General features: G+C 71.5%; 18 protein-coding genes. 13 read left to right on the top strand and 5 right to left on the bottom strand.

From position 1 onward, the window contains the following. Positions 1-10 precede the first annotated feature (10 nt). From N8I87_RS17745 to N8I87_RS17715, 7 genes are all read left to right on the top strand, one after another. Positions 11-1,705 carry an IucA/IucC family protein gene (locus N8I87_RS17745; RefSeq protein ID WP_263209981.1) on the top strand — a complete coding sequence of 565 codons (1,695 nt, stop codon included), beginning with the start codon at positions 11-13 and terminating at the stop codon, positions 1,703-1,705. Beyond that, the gene (locus tag N8I87_RS17740) at positions 1,702-2,898 is read left to right on the top strand and encodes a type III PLP-dependent enzyme (protein WP_263209978.1); all 1,197 of its coding nucleotides are present in this window, start codon (positions 1,702-1,704) and stop codon (positions 2,896-2,898) included. The genes N8I87_RS17745 and N8I87_RS17740 overlap by 4 nt, the downstream gene beginning before the upstream one ends. 6 nt (positions 2,899-2,904) lie before the next feature. After that, positions 2,905-4,374 (top strand): MFS transporter, encoded by a 1,470-nt coding sequence (locus tag N8I87_RS17735; protein ID WP_263209976.1) that lies wholly within the window; start codon positions 2,905-2,907, stop codon positions 4,372-4,374. A 194-nt stretch (positions 4,375-4,568) separates the two neighbouring features. Further along, the gene (locus tag N8I87_RS17730) at positions 4,569-4,982 is read left to right on the top strand and encodes a peptidase (RefSeq protein WP_263209974.1); all 414 of its coding nucleotides are present in this window, start codon (positions 4,569-4,571) and stop codon (positions 4,980-4,982) included. 41 nt (positions 4,983-5,023) lie between these two features. After that, the gene (locus N8I87_RS17725; RefSeq protein WP_263209972.1) at positions 5,024-5,617 is read left to right on the top strand and encodes a hypothetical protein; all 594 of its coding nucleotides are present in this window, start codon (positions 5,024-5,026) and stop codon (positions 5,615-5,617) included. A 178-nt stretch (positions 5,618-5,795) separates the two neighbouring features. Beyond that, the gene (locus tag N8I87_RS17720) at positions 5,796-6,548 is read left to right on the top strand and encodes a response regulator transcription factor (RefSeq protein ID WP_263209970.1); all 753 of its coding nucleotides are present in this window, start codon (positions 5,796-5,798) and stop codon (positions 6,546-6,548) included. Further along, complete coding sequence (locus N8I87_RS17715) at positions 6,545-7,963, top strand: sensor histidine kinase (RefSeq protein WP_263209969.1); 1,419 nt, start codon at positions 6,545-6,547, stop codon at positions 7,961-7,963. Before N8I87_RS17720 ends, N8I87_RS17715 begins: the two co-directional genes overlap by 4 nt. A gap of 25 nt (positions 7,964-7,988) precedes the next feature. Here the strand turns inward: N8I87_RS17715 and N8I87_RS17710 are convergent, their stop codons facing one another. Continuing rightward, on the bottom strand, positions 7,989-9,515 hold the full coding sequence (locus N8I87_RS17710; RefSeq protein ID WP_263209966.1) for a flavin monoamine oxidase family protein: 1,527 nt from the start codon (positions 9,513-9,515) through the stop codon (positions 7,989-7,991). 151 nt (positions 9,516-9,666) lie between these two features. After that, positions 9,667-10,887 (bottom strand): flavin-containing monooxygenase, encoded by a 1,221-nt coding sequence (locus tag N8I87_RS17705; protein WP_263209965.1) that lies wholly within the window; start codon positions 10,885-10,887, stop codon positions 9,667-9,669. Between the two features lie 218 nt (positions 10,888-11,105). Between N8I87_RS17705 and N8I87_RS17700 the strand changes: the two genes are divergently transcribed. The 4 genes from N8I87_RS17700 to N8I87_RS17685 all read left to right on the top strand — a co-directional run bounded on the left by N8I87_RS17700 (position 11,106) and on the right by N8I87_RS17685 (position 13,641). Continuing rightward, on the top strand, positions 11,106-11,552 hold the full coding sequence (locus tag N8I87_RS17700; protein ID WP_263209964.1) for a DoxX family membrane protein: 447 nt from the start codon (positions 11,106-11,108) through the stop codon (positions 11,550-11,552). Positions 11,553-11,623: 71 nt separating this feature from the next. Next, positions 11,624-12,028 (top strand): Zn-ribbon domain-containing OB-fold protein, encoded by a 405-nt coding sequence (locus N8I87_RS17695; RefSeq protein WP_263216521.1) that lies wholly within the window; start codon positions 11,624-11,626, stop codon positions 12,026-12,028. 88 nt (positions 12,029-12,116) lie between these two features. After that, positions 12,117-12,719: a GNAT family N-acetyltransferase gene (locus N8I87_RS17690; protein WP_263209962.1), complete on the top strand. Its 603-nt coding sequence runs from the start codon at positions 12,117-12,119 to the stop codon at positions 12,717-12,719. A 46-nt stretch (positions 12,720-12,765) separates the two neighbouring features. Continuing rightward, positions 12,766-13,641 (top strand): GNAT family N-acetyltransferase, encoded by an 876-nt coding sequence (locus N8I87_RS17685; RefSeq protein ID WP_263209960.1) that lies wholly within the window; start codon positions 12,766-12,768, stop codon positions 13,639-13,641. 845 nt (positions 13,642-14,486) lie between these two features. Here the strand turns inward: N8I87_RS17685 and N8I87_RS17680 are convergent. Continuing rightward, complete coding sequence (locus tag N8I87_RS17680; protein WP_263209957.1) at positions 14,487-14,972, bottom strand: HIT family protein; 486 nt, start codon at positions 14,970-14,972, stop codon at positions 14,487-14,489. A gap of 163 nt (positions 14,973-15,135) precedes the next feature. On the opposite strand from N8I87_RS17680, the gene N8I87_RS17675 reads away from it, so the two are divergent. Further along, the gene (locus N8I87_RS17675) at positions 15,136-15,543 is read left to right on the top strand and encodes a hypothetical protein (RefSeq protein WP_263209955.1); all 408 of its coding nucleotides are present in this window, start codon (positions 15,136-15,138) and stop codon (positions 15,541-15,543) included. 503 nt (positions 15,544-16,046) lie between these two features. On the opposite strand, the gene N8I87_RS17670 is transcribed toward N8I87_RS17675, so the two are convergent. Next, entirely contained in the window at positions 16,047-16,715 is a 669-nt protein-coding gene (locus N8I87_RS17670) for a pyridoxine/pyridoxamine 5'-phosphate oxidase (protein ID WP_263209953.1), read from the bottom strand. Positions 16,716-16,944: 229 nt separating this feature from the next. Here N8I87_RS17670 and N8I87_RS17665 point away from each other — a divergent pair, with 229 nt between their 5' ends. Next, positions 16,945-18,483 carry a WD40 repeat domain-containing protein gene (locus N8I87_RS17665; RefSeq protein WP_263209951.1) on the top strand — a complete coding sequence of 513 codons (1,539 nt, stop codon included), beginning with the start codon at positions 16,945-16,947 and terminating at the stop codon, positions 18,481-18,483. Between the two features lie 48 nt (positions 18,484-18,531). Here N8I87_RS17665 and N8I87_RS17660 read toward each other — a convergent pair whose 3' ends face one another. Continuing rightward, a complete protein-coding gene (locus tag N8I87_RS17660; protein WP_263209949.1) occupies positions 18,532-19,707 on the bottom strand; it encodes a thiolase C-terminal domain-containing protein in 1,176 nt (391 codons plus the stop codon). Between the last annotated feature and the right edge of the window lie 99 nt (positions 19,708-19,806).

Here is a 19,806-nt window from a genome sequence, read left to right as displayed (position 1 = left end):
GTCCTTCCGCATGACCCTCCCCAGTACCACCGGCGCCGCTCTCGCCACCACCGACAGTCCCGCCCAGGCCGCCGACGCCGTCACCGCCCACACCCTGCTCAACTGCCTGATCCGCGAGGTCTCCGCGCCCGAGCGCCAGGTCACCGTCGACCACGACCACCTGCTGCTGTCGCTGCCCCGCCGCGACATCCTGCTCCGCGTCCCCCTGCGCCGTATCTCCCTGATCGGCGCGCACCGCTTCGACGGCCCGATCGAGCGGCACGACGACGGGGACTGGTCCGCGATCGGATGGCGCGAGCTCGCCGGATACATCCAGGACGAACTGCAACTGCGCACCGGCGTGGCCAACGACGAGTTCCTGGCCCAGGTCGCCGACAGTCGCAACACCGTCCACACCGTCCTGGAGCAGCGTGCCACCGCGGCCCTGCCGCAGGACCCGTACCTGGAGTCCGAGCAGTCCCTGGTCTTCGGCCACCGCTTCCACCCCGCGCCCAAGTCGCGCACCGGCGACCCCGAGGACTGGTTGGACTACGGCCCCGAGACAGGCAGCCGCTTCCCGCTGCGCCACCTCGCCGTCCACCGGCGTCTGGTGCGCGAGGAAGGCGACCTGAGCAGGCTCGACGCGCTGCATCCGTACGGGCGAAGGGACTACGTGACCCTGCCGGTGCACCCATGGCAGTACCGGCTGCTCGGCGACCACCCCGCCCTGCGCCGGGCCCTGGCCGCGGGCTCGATCGTCGACACGGGCGTCGTCGGCCCGGACTTCGCCCCCACCGCCTCGGTGCGCACCCTGTACCAGCCGGACGCCGACACCTTCCTGAAGTTCAGCCTCAACGTCCGCCTGACCAACTGCGTCCGCAAGAACGCCGCTTACGAGCTGTCCGGTGCCGTGGCCCTCAACCGGCTCCTCCACCCCGTCTTCACCGCGATCGGGCAGGCCCATGCCGGAACTTCCCTGCTCGCCGAGCCGGGCTACCGCACCCTCGCCCTCGACGACGACCTCTGCCTCGTGGAGGGCTTCGGCGTCATCGTCCGCACCGGCCTGCGCGAACACCTGCGCCCCGGCGTGACCCCACTGCTGGCCGCCGCGATCGCCGACGAGCACCCCACCAGCTCGGCCCACGTCTCCCGCCTCCTGGCCCGCGGCGACGGCGATGCGCTCGCCTGGTGGGACGCCTATCTCGGCCTGCTGCTGCCCCCCGTCCTGACCGCCTACTTCGAGCACGGCATCGTCCTCGAACCCCACCTCCAGAACGTCGTCGTGGGAGTCGACAACGATGGCATCCCGACCCAGGTGATCTTCCGTGACCTGGAGGGAACCAAGCTCGTCCCCGAACACCACCGCCAGTTCCTCGCCGCCCTGCCCGAGGACGTGCGCACTCCGATGACGTACGACGCCGAGCGCGGCTGGAACCGGGTGGCCTACTGCCTCCTGGTCAACCACACCGCCGAAGTCCTCGCCGCCCTCGCCGACACCGACCCCGCCCTGGAACCCGCCCTGTGGGGCCTGGTCCGCGACCACCTGGACGCCTACTCCCGCGGTGCAGGTGAGCCGCCCCGGCTGCGCGCCCTGCTCTCGGGCGTCCCGCTGCCCGCCAAGGCCAACCTGCTGCTGCGCTGGTCCCGGCAGGCCGACCGGCACGCCGACTACGTCCCGCTGCCCAGCCCGCTGGGCGAGGGCTTCCCCCGCGAGGTGACCCGGTGAGGCAGCAACTTCTCCAGTACGTCGCCGAGTCGGCCGCGGAAGACCTCCCCGCCTACGTCTACGACCTGGGGGACCTGCGCGAGCACGCGGCCGCCGTCCGCGCCGCCCTGCCCGAACGCGTCCAGCTCTTCTACGCCGCCAAGGCCAACGCCGACCCCCGGCTCCTGGACGTCCTGCGCGACCACGTCGACGGCTTCGAGGTCGCCTCCGGCGGCGAACTCCACCACGTCCACTTCACCTGCCCCGATACGCCGATCGCCTTCGGCGGCCCCGGCAAGACCCCAGCCGAACTCGAACACGCCCTCCAGGCCGGAGTGGAGCGCCTGCACATCGAGAGCGAACAAGAGCTCCATCTGCTCACCGGCAGGCTCGGTGAGCGCACCGTGGACGTTCTGCTACGGGTCAACCTCCCCATCGCCCTCGGCCCGGTGGCCCTCGCCATGGGCGGCCGGCCCAGCCCCTTCGGCCTCGACCCGAGCCACCTCGACCGCTGCCTCGCCCTCATTGCCGACGACCCCCGCATCCGGCTGCGCGGCATCCACGTCCATCTCGCCAGCGGCCTCGACGCCGCCGCACACCTCGACCTCGCCCGGCAGGTCCTGACCTGGGTGACGGAACGGTCGGACCGGCACGGCGTGGAGCTGACCGAGGTCAACCTCGGCGGCGGCATGGAGGTCGACTACGCCGACCCCGACCGGCGCTTCGACTGGGCGGCCTTCGGCGCCGGCCTGCGCCGCCTGCTGGAGGGCCATCCCGGCCTCACCCTGCGCATCGAACCGGGCCGCTCGGTCACCGTGTACTGCGGCTGGTACGTCACCGAGGTCCTCGACATCAAACGCAGCCACGGCCGCGCCTTCGCCGTCCTGCGCGGCGGCACCCACCATCTGCGCACGCCGGCCACCAAACAGCACAACCAGCCGTTCACCGTCATCCCCGCCGACAGCTGGGACCGGCCCTGGGAGCGCCCCGAAGCCGAGGATGAACTCATCACGCTGGTGGGGCAGTTGTGCACGCCCAAGGATGTCCTGGCCCGCAATGTGCACGTAGGGCGGCTGCGCGTCGGCGACAAGATCGCCTTCGCCCTGGCCGGGGCGTACGCCTGGAACATCTCCCACCACGAGTTCCTGATGCACCCCGCGCCGCAGTTCCATCACCTCGACCACGCTCCCGTCCCCACCGGACCCCTCCCGTAGAAGGCCATGAGCAAGCACCGCCGTGTCCGCAGCAGTGACAGGACGCGGGCCCTCCGCGCCCGCAGCTTCGACAGGACTCAGGCCCTCCGCGCCCGACTCGCCAGCCTCGACATGGGCGGCAGGCACCGCAGGGTCCGCAAGGGCGGAAGGCGACGGGCCCCGAGCGAAGCACTCGCCACCCTCGGGGCCCGCAACTTCCGCCGCTACCTGATCGGGCAGCTCGTCTCCAACATCGGCACCTGGATGCAGCGCGCCGCCCAGGACCTGCTGGTCCTCCAGCTCACCGGCAACAGCGGCAGCGCCGTCGGCATACTCACCGCCCTGCAGTTCCTGCCGCAGACCCTCTTCGGTCTTTCCGGGGGCGTCTTCGCCGACCGGTTCGCCAAACGCCGCCTGCTGATCGTCACGCAGTCCGCCATGGGAGTGCAGTCGCTGGTCCTGGGCGTCCTGACCGTCACCGGCGCGGTGAACCTGTGGGCCGTATACCTGCTGGCCTTCCTGCTGGGCACGGCCACGGCGCTGGACAGCCCGGCCCGCAACGCCTTCGTCCCCGAACTCGTCGGCAAGGAACGCCTGGCCAACGCCGTCAGCCTGAACTCCGCGCAGTTCAATGCCGCCCGCGCGATCGGCCCGGCCGTGGCGGGCCTGGCGGTCGCCGCCGCGGGTACCGGACCCGTCTTCCTGGTCAACGCGGCCTCGTACCTCGCCGTCCTCTACGGCCTGATCGCCATCCGCGCCGACGCACTCCACGCACCCAAGGAGAAGAACCCGGCGAACACCCGCATGTCGGACGCGTTCCGCGCCATCCGCGCCAACCCCGAACTGCTGCTGCCGATCACGGTCATCGCCTTCGTCGGCACCTTCGGCTTCAACTTCCAGGTCACCATCTCCCTGATCGCCCTGACCGTCTTCAACTCGGGCTCCGCCGCCTACGGTTACCTCTCCGCGGCTTACGCCATCGGCAGCCTCGTCGGCGCACTAAGAGGAGCCGGCAGACGAAAACCTCCCACCGCCCGCCGCCTGGTCACCGCCACGGTCGTCTTCGGAACCCTGGAGGCCCTGGCCGGCCTCATGCCCGGCTACGTCACCTTCCTGCTCGTACTCCTGCCCACGGGGCTGGCCTCGGTGACCGTGATGACCACGGCCAACGCCATGACCCAGCTGAACGCCGACCCGAGCATGCGCGGCCGCGTCGTCTCCGTCTATCTCCTCGTCCTGCTCGGCGGCACCCCGGTCGGCGCCCCTCTGGTCGGCCTGGTCTCCGACTCCCTCGGCGCCCGCTTCAGCCTCGTCCTCGGCGGCGCGATCTCCGCCGTGGCCGCCATCGTCCTGTCGGCCGTGATCACCGCACGCTCCCGCACCACCCGGGAGCGCACCCCGCTCACCGCGGTCGCATCACCGCCGCCGATATCCATCGACGGCCGCTTCCACCCCGAATCCACCCCACAGTCCGTGGCCCGCCGACCGGCGGCCTGATGCGAGACGGATCCGGCGGCACACCCTCTGGCATCGGTGCACTCTCTGGCATCGGTGGCGAAACTTTGGACATCTGCTGGGCTTCCGCTCTCCGTCTGCTGGGCCGGCTCTCGACAGCGTCTTCCTAGGGTCGTTGACATCCCCCGGTGGTCCGGCTCCCGGATCACCGCATCCCCGAAATCTGGAGTCCCTTCATGCGTGCCTTGCCCCGCCGTGCCCTCCTCGCCGCTCCCGCCGCCGTGCTGATGTTCGCCCTCACCGCCTGCGGTGGCGGTTCCGACTCCGGCTCCGGCAGTTCGAAGTCCGACACCCAGCAGGCCGCCCAGGGCACGGGCGGTGCCGACGCGGCGGGCGAGGCCGCCGGTGACACCGACGACAAGAAGGAACCGCCGCTGACCGGCGACATCAAGCAGAAGGCCGAGGCGGCGGCCGTCGCGGCCCACCCGGGCACGGTGATCAAGTCCGAGGAGGACGCGGAGAAGCCCGGCATGTACGCGGTGGAGGTGAAGAAGGCGGACGGCACCTCGGTCGAGGTGTACCTGGACAAGTCCTTCAAGGTGACCGGCACCAAGCAGGAAGGCACCGAGGAGACCGAGAACGACGGCTGAGACGCACGGGTCGACCGGCCGGAAGGAGGAGGGAGAAACAGGTGTCGAGCGAGCACGAGAACGCCACCGCGCCACTGCCGGACGCACAGGTGACGGCGATCCTGGGGCCTTCGGCCCCCGACTCCGCACAGGGAGGCTACGGGAACCGCTTCGAGGAGGATGCCTTCGACTACCCCTCGCCCTCTCCCTCCCACTCCTGGTCCTCCTCCGACGACAGCGTGGTCGGCTCCGCCGAAGTCACGGTTGCCGAGTCGGAGGCGGAGCCGGGGGCCGAGGTGACCGGGAGCCGGTGGCGGGAGACGGCGGTACGGCACCGGTCGGCCGTGACGGCCGTCGCCGCACTCGCCCTCCTCGGCGGCTTCGGCCTCGCGCTGTCCACGGTCAGCGACACGGTCACCTCCGACCCGAACCCCGGCGGCACCGCCCAGGTGTCCGCGCCCAAGTCACCCGGCTCACCGTCCCTCCCGCCGGACGCGACGCTCCCCGCCGAACCGCCCGGCGGCGCTGTGAACACGGCAACCCCGCCCACGCAGACCGCTCTGCCGCCTGTCACCGGTGACCACGGTGACCACGGTGACGACGACCACGGGGAGCAGGAGCAGGGACGCGAGGACGGAGACCACGCCGACGACTGACTCCCCACGGTCGGCGTCGTCCCCGCCCCGCTCCCGCCGCCCGGCCGCTCCCACCTTCCCGTGCAGACCGGCCGGGCGGCACCCCGCGCCCGCTCACCGCCCCGTACACCTCCCAGGTCCCAGGCGGCTTCCCGTGAACAGCCCAACTCTCCTGGCACAGCTGTGCGAGCCTTGCGCCATGCGGCTCCTGCTCATCGAAGACGACGACAGAATCGCCAGCCCGCTCACCGAAGGGCTCGGCCGGTACGGATTCACCGTGGACCATGTCCGCACCGGTGCCGCCGGACTCGCCGGTACCGACGACTCCCCGGACCTGGTCCTGCTCGACCTCGGCCTGCCCGACATGGACGGCCTCGACGTCTGCCGCAGCCTGCGCGCCCGCTCCGCCGTCCCGATCATCATGATCACCGCGAGGGGAGAGGAGGCCGACCGCATCGTCGGCCTGGAACTGGGTGCCGACGACTACCTCGCCAAGCCCTTCGGCGTACGGGAACTGGTGGCCCGTATCCGAGCGGTCACCCGCCGCACCAGTGGCGCGCTGCCCTTCCCCGCGCCCACGCAACAGACGGCGCAGCCCGAGGCTCCCGGACCGCAGCTGCTCGGCACCCTGGAACTCAACCGCCGCACCCGCCAGGTCCACCTGAGCGGAGCCGAAATCTCGCTCACACCCCGTGAGTTCGACCTGCTCGCCTACCTCGCCGAGGACCCCGGCACGGTCCACTCCCGGCAGCAGATCATGGACTCGGTGTGGGACCCGCACTTCTTCGGCCCCACCAAGACCCTCGACGCCCACGTCGCCGCGCTGCGCCGCAAGCTCGGAGACCCGGCCTGGATCACCACGGCCCGCGGTGTCGGCTTCCGCCTCACCGTCCCCGGCCACGACGCGGAGTCCGGGCCGGAGCCTGGGGTGGAGACCGGGGCGGCCGGATGACCCGACGTCTGCTGCTCAGCTACCTCGGCCTGGCGATCCTCGTGCTGGCCGGCCTCGAGATACCGCTCGGCTGGATCTACGCCCGAGGCGAGATCTCCCGCGCCTCCCAAAGCGTCGAACGCGACGCCTCGATGCTCGCCGAGGTCACCGAGGAGAACATCGAGAAGGGCAACCTCGACGCCCTGCCCGACGTCGTCGGCGACTACGCCACCCGCACCGGCGGACACGTCCTCGTCACCGACAAGCAGGGCATCGTCCTGGCCGACTCCGACCCGTCGGGCCGTACGGGCATCAGCATCGCCGCCCAGCCGGACATCGCCCGTGCCCTGCGCAACCGGCCGACCGTGGCCACCGGAGACGACCTGCTGTCGGCCACCATGCCGGGCTCCTCCGGCACCACCATCCGGGGCACCCTGCGCCTGACCTACCCCATGGCCGAGGTCAACTCCCGCGTGCACCGCATCTGGGGCGCCCTCGCCCTGGCCGGAGCCTGCATCCTGGCCGCCGTGGCCATCGTCGCCTTCACCCTCGCCCGCTGGATCACCCGCCCCCTGCGCACCCTGGAGGCCGCCACCGCCCAACTGGCCGACGGCCGGCTCACCGACCCGCCGGACGCCACCACCGGCCCGCCCGAACTCCGCAGCCTCGCCGCCTCCTTCACCCACACGGCGACCCGGCTGCAACAACTCCTCAAGGCCCAGCAGGCGTTCGCCTCCGAAGCCTCCCACCAGCTGAAGACCCCACTGACCGCACTGCGCCTGCGCCTGGAGAACTTCGAGCCCTACCTCGACCCACGCGCCCACGGCAGCCTGGAGGAATCCGTCGGCGAGGTCGAACGCCTCAGCCGCATGGTGCAGGGCCTGCTCGCCCTGGCCCGCCTGGAGAACTCCGCCACCACCCCGGAACCGGTCGACCTGGACACCGTCATCGCCGACCGCGTCGCCATGTGGGAGTCGCTGGCCGCCGAACAGTACGTCGCGCTCGCCGTCACCGGCCGCCCCGCCGGCCGGGTCTGGGCGATCCCGGGGGCGCTGGAGCAGGTCATCGACAACCTGGTCGCCAACGCCCTGCGGGTCTCACCGCCCGGCACGACCATCACGCTCCACCGGTCGCCGGGCACCCCGGCCGGCGTCGAACTCCACGTCGTCGACCAGGGCCCCGGCATGTCCGAGGCCGACCGCGGCCGCGCCTTCGACCGCTTCTGGCGCGCCTCCGACTCCCACCACGACGGCACCGGCCTCGGCCTGCCCATCGTCCGCCATCTGGTGAACGCCTCCGGCGGCGAGATCACCCTCCACCCGGCGCCGGGCACCGGCCTGGACGCCGCCGTGCGGCTGCGCCCGGCGCCGGGCGGCCGGTCACGCGGCGGAAGCGGCTCGCCCCGATCGGCACCGGCAGCCGCGACGGCGTCATGACCGGCCCCGGGCCTGCGCACCCGACCTACAGCGCCTCCAGCACCTCCTTGGCCGCCCGCTCGCCCGAGCGCACCGCTCCGTCCATGTACCCGTTCCAGTACGTGGAGGTCTCGGTCCCGGCCCAGTGGATGCCACCCACCGGCTTGCGCAGCGCGGCGCCGTACTCGGTCAGCACCCCGGGCGGAGCGTAGGCGACCGGTCCGCCCCGCGAGAACCCCTCGTTGTCCCACCGCTGCAGAACGAAAGAGGTCGGGGACTTCGCCTTGTCCCCGAAGTAGTTCGCGTAGTCCTTCAGTACGGCCGCCCTGACGTCGTCCACGCTCGCCGCGTCGTACGCCCGCATCTCGTCGGCCTCGATGAAGCCCATCAGCGCGCCGTACGAAGCGTCGGGCGGCGAGTTGTCGAACGTCGACCGTACGACCCCGGAGTCGCTGACCGCCTGTCCGTTCAGCCCGTCGGCCCGCCAGAACGGGGTGTCGTAGACGGCGATCGCCTTCCCGATCGACCCCATCGGCATCCGCTGGCACAGCTGGTCGCGCTCGGCGGGCAGCAGCGGGTCGTACGAGATGCGCGCGGCCAGCGGCGGCGGCACCGCCACGACCACCCTGGTCGCGGTGACCGTGATCCCGTCCGCGGTGACCACGTACCGGCCGCCCGATTGCGCGATCGAGCGCACCGGCGCGCCCAGCACCACCCGGTCCCCGAGCGTCGCCGCCAGCTTGAGCGGCACCTGCTGGGAGCCGCCCACGAAGCGGGAGTCCTGGGCGCCGTTCGCGGTGTCGGTCAGACGCTCCAGGGTGCCGGCGGTGGAGGCGTTGCCGGCGGCGCCGATGTAGTACAGCACGTACAGCAGGGAGAGCTCGCGCGGCTGCGCCGAGAACACCGACGTACACGCCACGTCGAGGAGGAACTTGGCCGAGGGGATGACGGCGTGGGCGTTCAGCCAGCTCTCGAAGGTCTGCCTGTCCCACTCGGCGGCCCTGGCCGCGGTCCACGGCGCGTCGACCGGCACCTGCTTGGCCATGCTGTCGAGCTCTGACTGCACGATCGCGGCGTTGGCGAGCCCGGCCGCGTCCACCGGCGGGACGGAACCGAGCAGTCCGCTGGTGTCGTACGGGGTCCTCTTGCCGTCCTTGTAGAGGAGGTTGTTCCCGGCGTTGTAGGTGGCGAAGGTCGCCACGCCGAGGGAGTCGGCGAGGGCCTTGATGCGGTCCTGGGTGGGGCCGACGAACTCGCCGCCGCCCTCGGTGAAGCTGCCGTTCGCCAGCTTCAGGTTCACCAGCCGCCCGCCGACCCGGTCCCGGGCTTCGAGGACGACCACGGACCGCCCGCCCGCCACCAGATCACGGGCCGCGGTGAGCCCCGCGAGCCCGCCGCCGACGACGACCACGTCGACGGTACGGGTGGACGCCGCGGACGCCGTACCGGCGGTGGCGGCGGTGAGTCCGACGGCCCCGGCGGCCGCACCGCCGAGCAGTGAGCGCCGGGAGAGCTGGGGGAGCTGGGAGCGCTGGGAGTGCCGGGAGAGCTGTCTTTCGCGTGCCACGTGCATCCTCCGTCAGGGGCGAGAGGGAGTGGAGTGGAGCCGGAAAGTTGAGCAGTGCTCACATTCTGACCCCGTGCGGTGGCGACGTACAGCTCTCCCGTCACATCTGACTCTCAAGTAACGAGGCGCATACGTAAGTGAGTTGAAGACCCCTACGTCAGCTCGAGATCCGGGACAGCTGTCCCGCGGCGGTCCTGGCGACGGCCTTCGCGATCTTCTCCGCGTCGATCGCCATCTCGCGGAACATGCCGCTGATGGGGTTGGTGAAGCCGGTGAAGTAGAGACCGGGGGCGTTCTTCGGGGTGGCGCCGCCGTGGACGACCGGCCGGCCCCGCTCGTCGAGCACATCGAGGTGGCCGACGAGCCCTTCCAGGCCGCGGGCGTACCCGGTGGCCGCGACGACCGCGTCCGGGGAGACCCGGCTGCCGTCGGCCAGGACGACCTTCCCGTCCTCGAACGCCTCGACTGCGGCCACGACCTCGACCTGGCCCTTACGCACGGCGTCGATGAGCCCTACGTCCAGGACAGGCACCGCTCCCTCCTTCGCCCGGGAGTACAACCCCGTGTCCGGGCGCGGCAGTCCCTGCGCCGACAGGTCCGGCACACTGAGCCGGGCCATCGGCCTGGCCAGCCGGTCGACGAGCCCCACGGGCAGGCGCCGGATCAGCACGGACGAGTACTGCGCGGCCCACCCGGCGGTCGACCGGCGCACGATGTGCGGAGCGGTACGGATGCTCAGCCGCACCCGCGACGCGCCCCCCTCGACCAGGTCCACGGCGATCTCGGCACCCGTGTTGCCCACCCCGACGACCAGCACGTCCCGACCGGCGTAAGGTTTGGCGTTCCGGTACTCGCCGGCGTGCAGGAACTCCCCGGCGTACGCGTCCCGCCCCGGCCAGTCGGGCACACGCGGGGTGTGATTGAAGCCGGTGGCGACGACCACCGCGCCCCCGGTCAGCTCGCGCCCGCCGGAGGCGTGCAGCAGCCATCCGGTGCCGTCGGCCGAGCGCTCCACGCGCGAGACCTCGACGCCGGTGACGATCTCCAGCTCATGGTGCTCGGAGTACTTCTCCAGGTACCGCACCACGTCGTCCCGCGACACCCAGCGCCCGAACCGCCGCGGCATCGGCAGCCCCGGCAGGCCCGACAGTCGCCGGGTGGTGTGCAGCCGGAGCCGGTCGTAGTGGCGCCGCCACGAGGCGCCCACCCGGTCGGACTTCTCCAGGACGACGGCCCGTATGCCCCGGGCCCGCAGCGAGTGGGCGACCGCCAGGCCACCGGGGCCGCCGCCTATGACGTAGACGGGGTGGGCGGTGGGGTGGGCGGTGGGCTGAGCGAGGGATCTCGCGGGGGTGCTGGAGTCGCTGGAGTCGGCCATGAGCGCGAGCGTAACCACGTCCCACGTTGATGGGTCTCGGTCAAGGTCGGAATTGGTTGCGGATTGATCACGCCTGTAGGAGGAGTGGGGGGAACCGGTGACGTAGGCGACCTGGTTGTGGGCGGGGTCGGCGGGGTTGTGGGCGCGCGGTTGTAGCCGCCCGGCCAATTCTCGACGAGGTCTCGGCTTTCCTCCAGATCTGACGTACCGTCAGATTCATGGATGCGATCTGGCTCAGTGGCGCGCAGTGGCTGGCGGTGCTGCGTGTCGGCCTCGGCCTGTGGTGGCTGGAGAGCTGGCGGCACAAGGACAAGAAGACCTGGTTCACGGGGAGCGGGATCGCCTGGGCGGCGGACATGGCCGAGAAGCACCGCTGGAACGCGGTGCGCTCCGGTTTCGAGGCCGTGGTCAAGCCGCGCCCGAAGACGATGGCGTACGTCGTCGCGTACGCGGAGCTGGCCCTGGGACTGGGCCTGATCGCGGGCTTCCTGACCCCGGTGGCCCTGGTCGGCGGCCTGCTCCTGAACCTCCTCTACTTCGTCCTCATGATCCACGACTGGGCGGAGCAGGGGCAGAACTCGATGATGGCGCTCATCTCGGTGGTGGGGCTGTTCGGGATGGCGTGGCAGACGTGGTCGGTGGATGCGGCGCTGGGGTGGTTCTGATGGGGGGAGGCAGGGTGGTTCTGATGGAGGGGAGGCAAGGTGGTTCTGAAGGGTGAGGTGGGATGGCTCTGATGGTATCGCCCGGATTCGACGTGCCGGAGGTGGACGCCTTCACCAGGACGTACTGGGAGGCAGCCAAGGAGGGCCGGCTGCTGATACGCCGCTGCCGGGCCCCCGGCTGCGGACGCGCCCACCACTACCCCCGCGAGTTCTGCCCGTTCTGCTGGGGCGAGGACGTGACCTGGGAGGAGGCGAGCGGCCGGGCGACTCTCTACACCTGGTCGGTGGTTTACCGGAACGACCTTCCGCCGTTCGGGGACCGCACACCGTACGTCGCCGCCGTGGTCGACCTGGCGGAGGGACCACGGATGATGACCGAGGTGGTGGGGTGCGAGGCGGAGGAACTGCGGGCGGGGGCCGAACTGGCCGTCGTGTTCCGGGAGGGGATCGCGGTGTTCCGGCCTGAGGGCGACTGAGGTTTCGACCCGCGGGCGAGTGGGGTTCCGGCCCGCGGGCGACTGAGATGGGCTGGGGGATTCAGTGCCGAGGGGATTCAATGGGCCCATGGCTACCGCTCATGAACGCATCCCCGAACGGCAGTGTCCCGAGCTCGATGGCCACGGTCTGTGTCTTCGCCGATGGGACGCGACCGCGGACCTCGACGCGGCGACTTGGCTGCGCGGCAGGTCCGATCCCGAATTCCAGCGCTGGAACACACCCCTGCTGGCGGTCACCGACCTCGACGGAGCACGGGCGTCCCTGCACAAGCAGGCGGAGAACGAGGCGAACGGCAACTGCGCGCACTTCTGCGTCACGGACGCGGACAGCGGTACGGCGCTGGGGCACATCGGCCTCAACATGATCGACCGCGTCATGCGTACCGCCCGTGTCGGCTACTGGGTCCTCCCGGAGGCGCGCGGCCGACGCGTGGCCACGCGGGCGCTGACCCTCGCCTCATCCTGGGCATTCACGGAACTGGGGCTGCACCGGCTGGAGTTGGGGCACGCTGTAGGGCATGACGCTTCGTGCCGGATCGCGCGGAAGTGCGGGTTCTTGTACGAGGGGACACTGCGCGGGGCGATGTTCGAGGCGGGGCGGCTCGACGCGTTCCGGGATGTGCATCTGCACGCACGGATAGCCACGGATCCCGAGGCGCACGAGGGCTAGAGGGTCAATTGCGGGCGTGGCGCACGTTGTGCCGGGATCATGAGGTATGGCCCCTGCATACGACTGGCAGCTCACCGAAGACCTGGACGCCTTCCTCTCCCGAGCGGGCGCCTTCCTGCGCTCCCGGCCGGCTCTGCACACGGTGCAGCTGACGGTGACGGATGTGCTCCGGACGCGTGGACTCAATGTCTATGGCGAGGGGTCACCGCTGTTCGGCACGCTGACGGATGAGAACGGCACGGTCCGGGCGACCCTGCTGCACACGCCTCCGCACCAGCTGAGCTTCACCGCGCTCACGGCCGAGGAGGCCGACGCCCTCGCGGCCAGGCTGCTCGACACCGGCCACCCCGTCCCCGCGGTCGCCGCCGAGCGGGCGTCGGCAGAGGCATTCGTGGAAGCCTGGCAGCGGCGATCGGGCGCGTCCGGCGAACTGCGTATGCGCCAACGGCTCTACAGGCTGGGGGAGCTGGCGGTACCGGAGCCGGTGCCGGAGGGACGGGCGAGGTCCGTCGGCCCCGCCGACCGGAACCTGCTGAGGCGCTGGGTCGTGGAGTTCTCCGAGGCGGTCGGAGAACCCGGCTTCATCGCCCCCGACGAGTGGGCCGACGCGCGCATCGCCTACGGCGGCACCACCCTCTGGGAAACCCCCGACGGCACGCCCGTTTCCCTGGCCGGGGTGACCCGCCAGGTCGCCGGGCAGATCAGGATCGGCCCCGTCTACACCCCCGCACACCTCCGCGGACGCGGATACGCGGGCGCCGCGACAGCCGAGGCGAGCCGCGCCGCGCGGGCGGCCGGGGCGAAGGAGGTACTCCTCTTCACCGACCTGGCAAACCCAACGAGCAACGCGCTGTACCGGCGGATCGGATACCGGGAGGTTGCCGATTTCGCGGCGTACAGGTTTCGGGGGGAGGGGGGTTGAGCGGGCGTGGGGGTTGAGCGGGCGTGAGGTGGGGTGGGGTGGGTGCAGTGCCCCGGTGCTGACGAGTGGCCGTGGGGCCGCCCGCTTCTTTGTCAGTGTCGTGCTTCCGCGCCCCGAGTAAAGGGCGCTCCGCTCCACTGCGTTCCGCTCCGCGTCGCCTTCGGCGATGGCCCTGCGGGCCACCCTTGACTAGGGGCGTTCCAGCACGGGTGAGAAGCGAGCGGGCGGCCCGGGGAAAGTGGCCGGCTTGGGCGCGCCGGGCCCTTGGGTGGGCTGCGTTCTGGGCCGGGGTGACGGGGGGCGCGGTCTCGCCTCGCCAGCACGCCGGGCGGGCTTAGCGGCTTGCGGCCGGTGGGGAGCGGGGCCGCAATCGGCTGGGTGGTGGCACGCCGGGTGGGGTTGGCGGCTTGCGGGTGGTGGGTGGCGGGGGGGGCAATCGGCTGGGTGGTGGCACGCCGGGTGGGGTTGGCGGCTTGCGGGTGGTGGGTGGCGGGGGGGCAATCGGCTGGGTGGTGGCACGCCGGGTGGGGTTGGCGGCTTGCGGGTGGTGGGTGGCGGGGCCGCATCGGCGGAGAGATGGCACGCCGGGTCGGCTCAGCGTCTTGCGGCCGGAGGGGCGTGGCCGGGCGGACCGATGGTTGGCTGGGTGAGTGGGCGGGTGGGGGTGACTCCGGGTACCTCCGCGTGGTCGCACCGGTGCCTAGCCGTGTCTCATCGATCGCTTCCGTCACACCAGTTGTGTTGGCGGGCGTTGTTGGAAGGAATGGGACAGTGAGGGGGCGGAATCAGCAGGTCGTCGGGACTTGGGTGGCCCGAAGGTTCCAATTGCTGTCCCGGGGCCTGCTTCAGGGGGTCTCCCGGCGCCTTCCCTGGGTCAGTTCGTCGGTGATCGCCTTGCGGACGGCGTTGTGCTGGGGGCCCAGCGCGTGCCGTTCGTTGCCCCAACTCCCCCTTGGGTACAGCCAGACCGGGCGGCCCACGAGGTCGGGTGGCTCCCAGTCGTATCGCGGCCACACGTGGACGTGCAGGAACGGGTCGGTGTTTCCCAGGATCTCCAGGTTGACCCGACGGAAGGCCGGGTCCAGGCGCTTGCAGGCGCGCTCGACGGCCTCGCCCAGCTTGTCCATGTCGGAGAGGAACGCCAGTCGTCTGATCTGCGGAAGCTCCGACAGCCGCTGCACCGACGGGTCGTCCACCAGGAGCAGCGAGTACCCCGGCAGAAACTGAACGTCCCCGATCACCGCGAACCCCGACTCCAACCGCGCAAGCACCGAAGGGTTCTCACCCCGCAGCGCGCTCCCAATCCTGTCCTTGCGCCAGCCAACGGTCACGACCCACCACCCCGCCCCGTACTCTCCCACCGACCATCAGGTGGTTTGCCTACAGGTCATCTCCGAGCGCCTACACCCTTAAGCCGTAAGCCGCCAACCCCACCCAGGGTGCCTGCCATCACTTGGCCGATGCGCACCCCGCCCCCACCGGCCGCTCGCCGCTATGCCGACTCGGCGTGCCGCCGCCCGCCTCCCCGCGCTCACCGCCCACTGGCCGCTCGCCGCTATGCCGACTCGGCGTGCCGCCGCCCGCCTCCCCGCGCTCACCGCCCACTGGCCGCTCGCCGCTATGCCGACTCGGCGTGCCGCCGCCCGCCTCCCCGCGCTCACCGCCCACCGGCCGCTCGCCGCTATGCCGACTCGGCGTGCCGCCCCGCCCGCCCCCGCGCTCACCGCCCACCGGCCGCTCGCCGCTATGCCGACTCGGCGTGCCGCCGCCCGCCTCCCCGCGCTCACCGCCCACCGGCCGCAAGTCGCCAAGCCGAGCCAGTGTGCCGCCGCCCGGCTGATGCGCTCCCGTCCCACCGGCCGCAAGTCGCCAAGCCCTCCCGGCGTGCCTTCACCCGGCTGATGCGTGCCCAGCTCCCCACCGGCCGCAAGCCGCTAGCCGACCCGGCGTGCCGCCGCCCAGCCCCCGCGCTCCACTCCCCACCGGCCGCAAGCCGCTAGCCGACCCGGCGTGCCGCCACTCAGCCCCCGCGCGCCACTCCCCACCGGCCGCAAGCCGCTAGCCGACCCGGCGTGCCACCACCCAGCCGATTGCGGCCCCGCTCCCCACCGGCCGCAAGCCGCTAAGCCCGCCCGGCGTGCTGGCGAGGCGAGACCGCGCCCCCCGTCACCCCGGCCCAGAACGCAGCCCACCCAAGGGCCCGGCGCGCCCAAGCCGGCCACTTTCCCCGGGCCGCCCGCTCGCTTCTCACCCGTGCTGGAACGCCCCTAGTCAAGGGTGGCCCGCAGGGCCATCGCCGAAGGCGACGCGGAGCGGAACGCAGTGGAGCGGAGCGCCCTTTACTCGGGGCGTGGAAGCACGACACTGACAAAGAAGCGGGCGGCCCCACGGTGACCCCCCGTGGCTCACGGCCACAGTAGTTCCCTGTTCCAGCCCTCCGTCCCGCGGCGGTACAGCAGGCGTACGTGTCTCCGGTCCGGGTCTCCCTGGAAGAACTCGACCTCCTTCGGGTGGAGTCGGTAGAGCGTCCACGTCGGCGACGGGGCCGTCGGGTTGTTGCGGGCCCGGTCCCACGCGGCCTCCGATGCCTGCCTCAGCTCCTCCACCGACCCCAGGACTTCGCTCTGGCGTCCCGTCAGTGCCGCTGCCAGTGCTCCCGTCGAACGGGCGTGGAGGTCCGCCTGGCTCTCCTCCGACGGCGCCGAGGTGACCGAGCCCCGGACGCGGACCTGGCGGCCCAGCACCGGCCAGTAGAACGCCAGGGCCGCATACGGGTGGGCCCTCAGGTGGCCGCCCTTGCGGCTCGTCGCGTGCGTCGCGAAGGCCCAGCCGTCCTCATCGGCGCCGTGCAGCATCACGATCCGTACGTCCGGGTGGCCCTCCTCGTCCGTCGTCGCCAGCGACATGGTGTGCGGCTCGTACTGGCCCGCCGCCACCGCCTCCGCGAACCAACTCGTGAAGAGCGGGACGGGTGTCGGGGGCGCTGTGTCCGGGTCGAAAGGGGGTAGCTCCGTGACACCGGGCGCCCATACCCGTAGTGACTTCAGGAGTTCGTGGAGATCCGTTGCTGCCATGGGGTGAGTATCACTCCGGTGCCGCACACGGCCGTACAAGCTGGGCCATCAGTACCCCGTGCAGCAACTCAGCGGATACGTGTTGCCCTCCGGCGCAGGCCCCAGACGGACGCGGCCACATCGCCGTTCACGGGGAGGAAGGTGGTTTGCGCCGGCCCTGTACACGGGAGAGCGCCCGGTAAGTTGAACTGGCCTGGTTCAAGTCGAGCTACAGCAACGCAGAGGGCAAGTGCACCTGATCCCCGACACCCCCTTCCCGGAACTCGGTTTCCCCTTCCAGGTCACCGAAAGTGCCGACGGTCGCTGGCTTGCCGTCAGCTGTCACGCCAGCGGCTCGGGCGGTGGCCGCGTCGTCGTGTACCGGCTGAGCGACCTCGGCCTGTGGGAGCAGCTGGAGTTCGAGCACGGTGTGGAGTGCCTGGCCTTCCATCCGAGCCGCCCGGTCCTGGCCCTCGGCACGGAGGAAGGGGACGACGAGTACGAGCGCCAGGGACAGCTGATCCTCTACGAGCCGGAGACCCGCGTCCGCGCGACCCTGGCTTTCGACGACGTCGGTGTCACCGCGCACCGTTGGTCCGATGACGGGGAGAGCCTTGAGCTCACCCTCTCCGTGCCGGACACGGAGGGAGAGCGCGACGGGCTCGATCACTACCTCGCCTGTGTCGTCGACGCCGAGACCCTGACCCCGGGTCCCCGTTCACCCGTCGAGGTCGACTGGAACGCCCCCGAGCGACTTCCCCGTATCCCCGACGCTCGCGCCCACCTCGCCGAGCTGGCCGCCGGCCGCGGCCGTGCCTGGGCCCCGCGCGACGGAGTCACCGTCCTGGAACCCCTGTGTGACGGACGCGTCCTCGCCGTCCTGCGCTCCCGCACCCTTCTGGAGTGCTGGTCCCGGGACGGGGAGCTGCTCTGGTCCGTGTCCGTGCCCGACGAGCACGGTCATGTCGGCCGGCAGGTGTACGTGGCTCCGGACCAGGAGTCCGCCTGGGTCCCCTACTTCGTGGGGGACAGCGCCGACCGCCGTACGCGGCTGCTGCGTCTCTCCCTCACCGACGGGGCTCTGATCGGCAACCGTGAACTGGACTTTCCCGTCGACATCGTCGACAGGGCGGATGGTGCCTGGATCGCCCGTGATTCCCGGGACTTGTTCCCCGGTCCGCAGTGGCCGCCGTACGACAGTGTCGTCTTCACACCCTCGGGCAGACGGCTGGCCGAGGTCCCGCTGGGGGAGTGCGACAGCTCGTACGGCTTTCGTGTGCGCAGGTCGCCGTATCTGCTCTTGCTGCGGGGGCTCGGTGACAGCCCTCGCCGGGAGCTTCTCGACAAGTGGGTCTCGCGGGTTACGCCGGACGGTGTCGAGTCCCTCTTTCCGCTTGCCTGGGACTCATCCGTCACGGGGTATCTGCGCAGTGGGCCCGCTGTGTACGTGGACGGCGACGCAGGGCTCCACGGTCCCGGCCTCCTCCACGCCTGCCACGGCCCGACGGGGCCGCATGTGCTGCTGCGGGCCCTTCCCGGCGGCGAGGTGCTGTGGGCGTACCGGGCCGATGCGGAGGTCGTGGGGCTCGATGTGACTGAGGGGCTGGTGCATGCCGTGACCCGGGCACGCGAGCTGCTCACCCTGCGCATCGGCGACGGCGAGCAGATCCGTCACACCCCGACCGCCGTCGGCGGCCACGTCTTCACGCCCCTGTGCCTGGCGGTCTCGGGAAGCGGTCTCGTGATGATCGGCACCGCTGAAGGTCGCATCCTCGTGCAAGCTCCGTGAGCCGAGCCGCTCCCTGAACCAGGCCGCCCATCAACCGTACCCACGGCCTCATCCCCGCCCCAGCACCACCGTCCCCGACGAGCAGAACCAGCCTCCGGTACCCGAAGCCACCCCGAGCCGTGGCAACTCGCCGCCCGCCCGCCGCACTTGCCGCTCCCCGGCCTCCCCCCGCAGCTGTCGTACCGCCTCCACCAGCAGGAACAGGCCCCGCATCCCTGGGTGCTGGGCCGACAGGCCACCCCCGTCCGTGTTCACCGGCAGTTCCCCTCCCCGCACCAGCAGCCGGCCCTTCTCCACGAACGCCCCGCCCTCTCCCTTTCCGCAGAAGCCCAGGTCCTCCAGGGTCACCAGGGTCATGTACGTGAAGGCGTCGTAGATCTCCGCGAAGTCGATCTCCCCGGGGTTCACCCCCGCCCGCTCGAAGGCGAGCCGGCCGCTCACCGCCGCCGGTGTCACCGTGAAGTCGGGCCACTCGGACATCGCCGCGTGGGAGACGTGCTCTCCGGTGCCGAGCACCCACACCGGCGGGGTTCTGCAGTCCCGTACGTATTCCTCCGCCGCCAGCAGTACCGCCGCGCCTCCGTCGGAGCGTATGCAGCAGTGCAGCTTGGTGAAGGGGTCGGCGATCAGCGGGCCGGTGAGGACGTCGTCGGGGGTGATGGGGGCGCGGAACATGGCGTTCGGGTTCAGGGCCGCGTTGGCCCTGGCCTGTACCGCCACCTCCGCGAGCTGCTCGATCGTCGTGCCGTACTCGATCATGTGGCGGCGGGCCGCCATCGCGTACTTCGCGATCAGCGTGTGGCCGTACGGGACCTCGAACTGGAGTGGTCCACGGGCGCCGAAGGACAGGTTTCCCGTGCGTCTGCCCGCCCGGATGTCCGCGCGGGCCGTCGAGCCGTAGGCCAGCAGGACGGCGTTCGCGTGGCCCGCCGCTATCGCGTCCACCGCGTGCGCCGCCATGACCTCCCAGGTCGAGCCGCCTACGGAGGTGGAGTCGACCCAGGTGGGGCGCAGGCCCAGGTACTCGGCCACCTCCACCGGTGCCAGGGTGCCCAGTCCCGCCGAGGCGAAGCCGTCCACGTGGGCGCGGTCCAGGCCCGCGTCCGCCAGGGCCCGGCGGGCCGCCTGGGCGTGCAGGGCGTAGGGGGTGGCCTCGTCCACTCGGCCGCAGTCGGAGAGGGCTACGCCCACCACGGCCACTTTCCTGCTGCTCCCTGGTGACATGGATCTGACGGTACATCAGATTCGGTCCGGCGTGGCAGGTGTCGTCTCTCTGGGCATCCCGGCCTCCTCGCCCTAACATGACGGCCCGTCAGATCGGGC

It is taken from the genome of Streptomyces sp. HUAS 15-9, assembly GCF_025642155.1.
Taxonomy (GTDB): Bacteria; Actinomycetota; Actinomycetes; order Streptomycetales; family Streptomycetaceae; genus Streptomyces.
The sequence above is the reverse complement of the archived record's forward strand: the minus strand, read 5'-3'. Positions and strand labels throughout refer to the sequence as shown.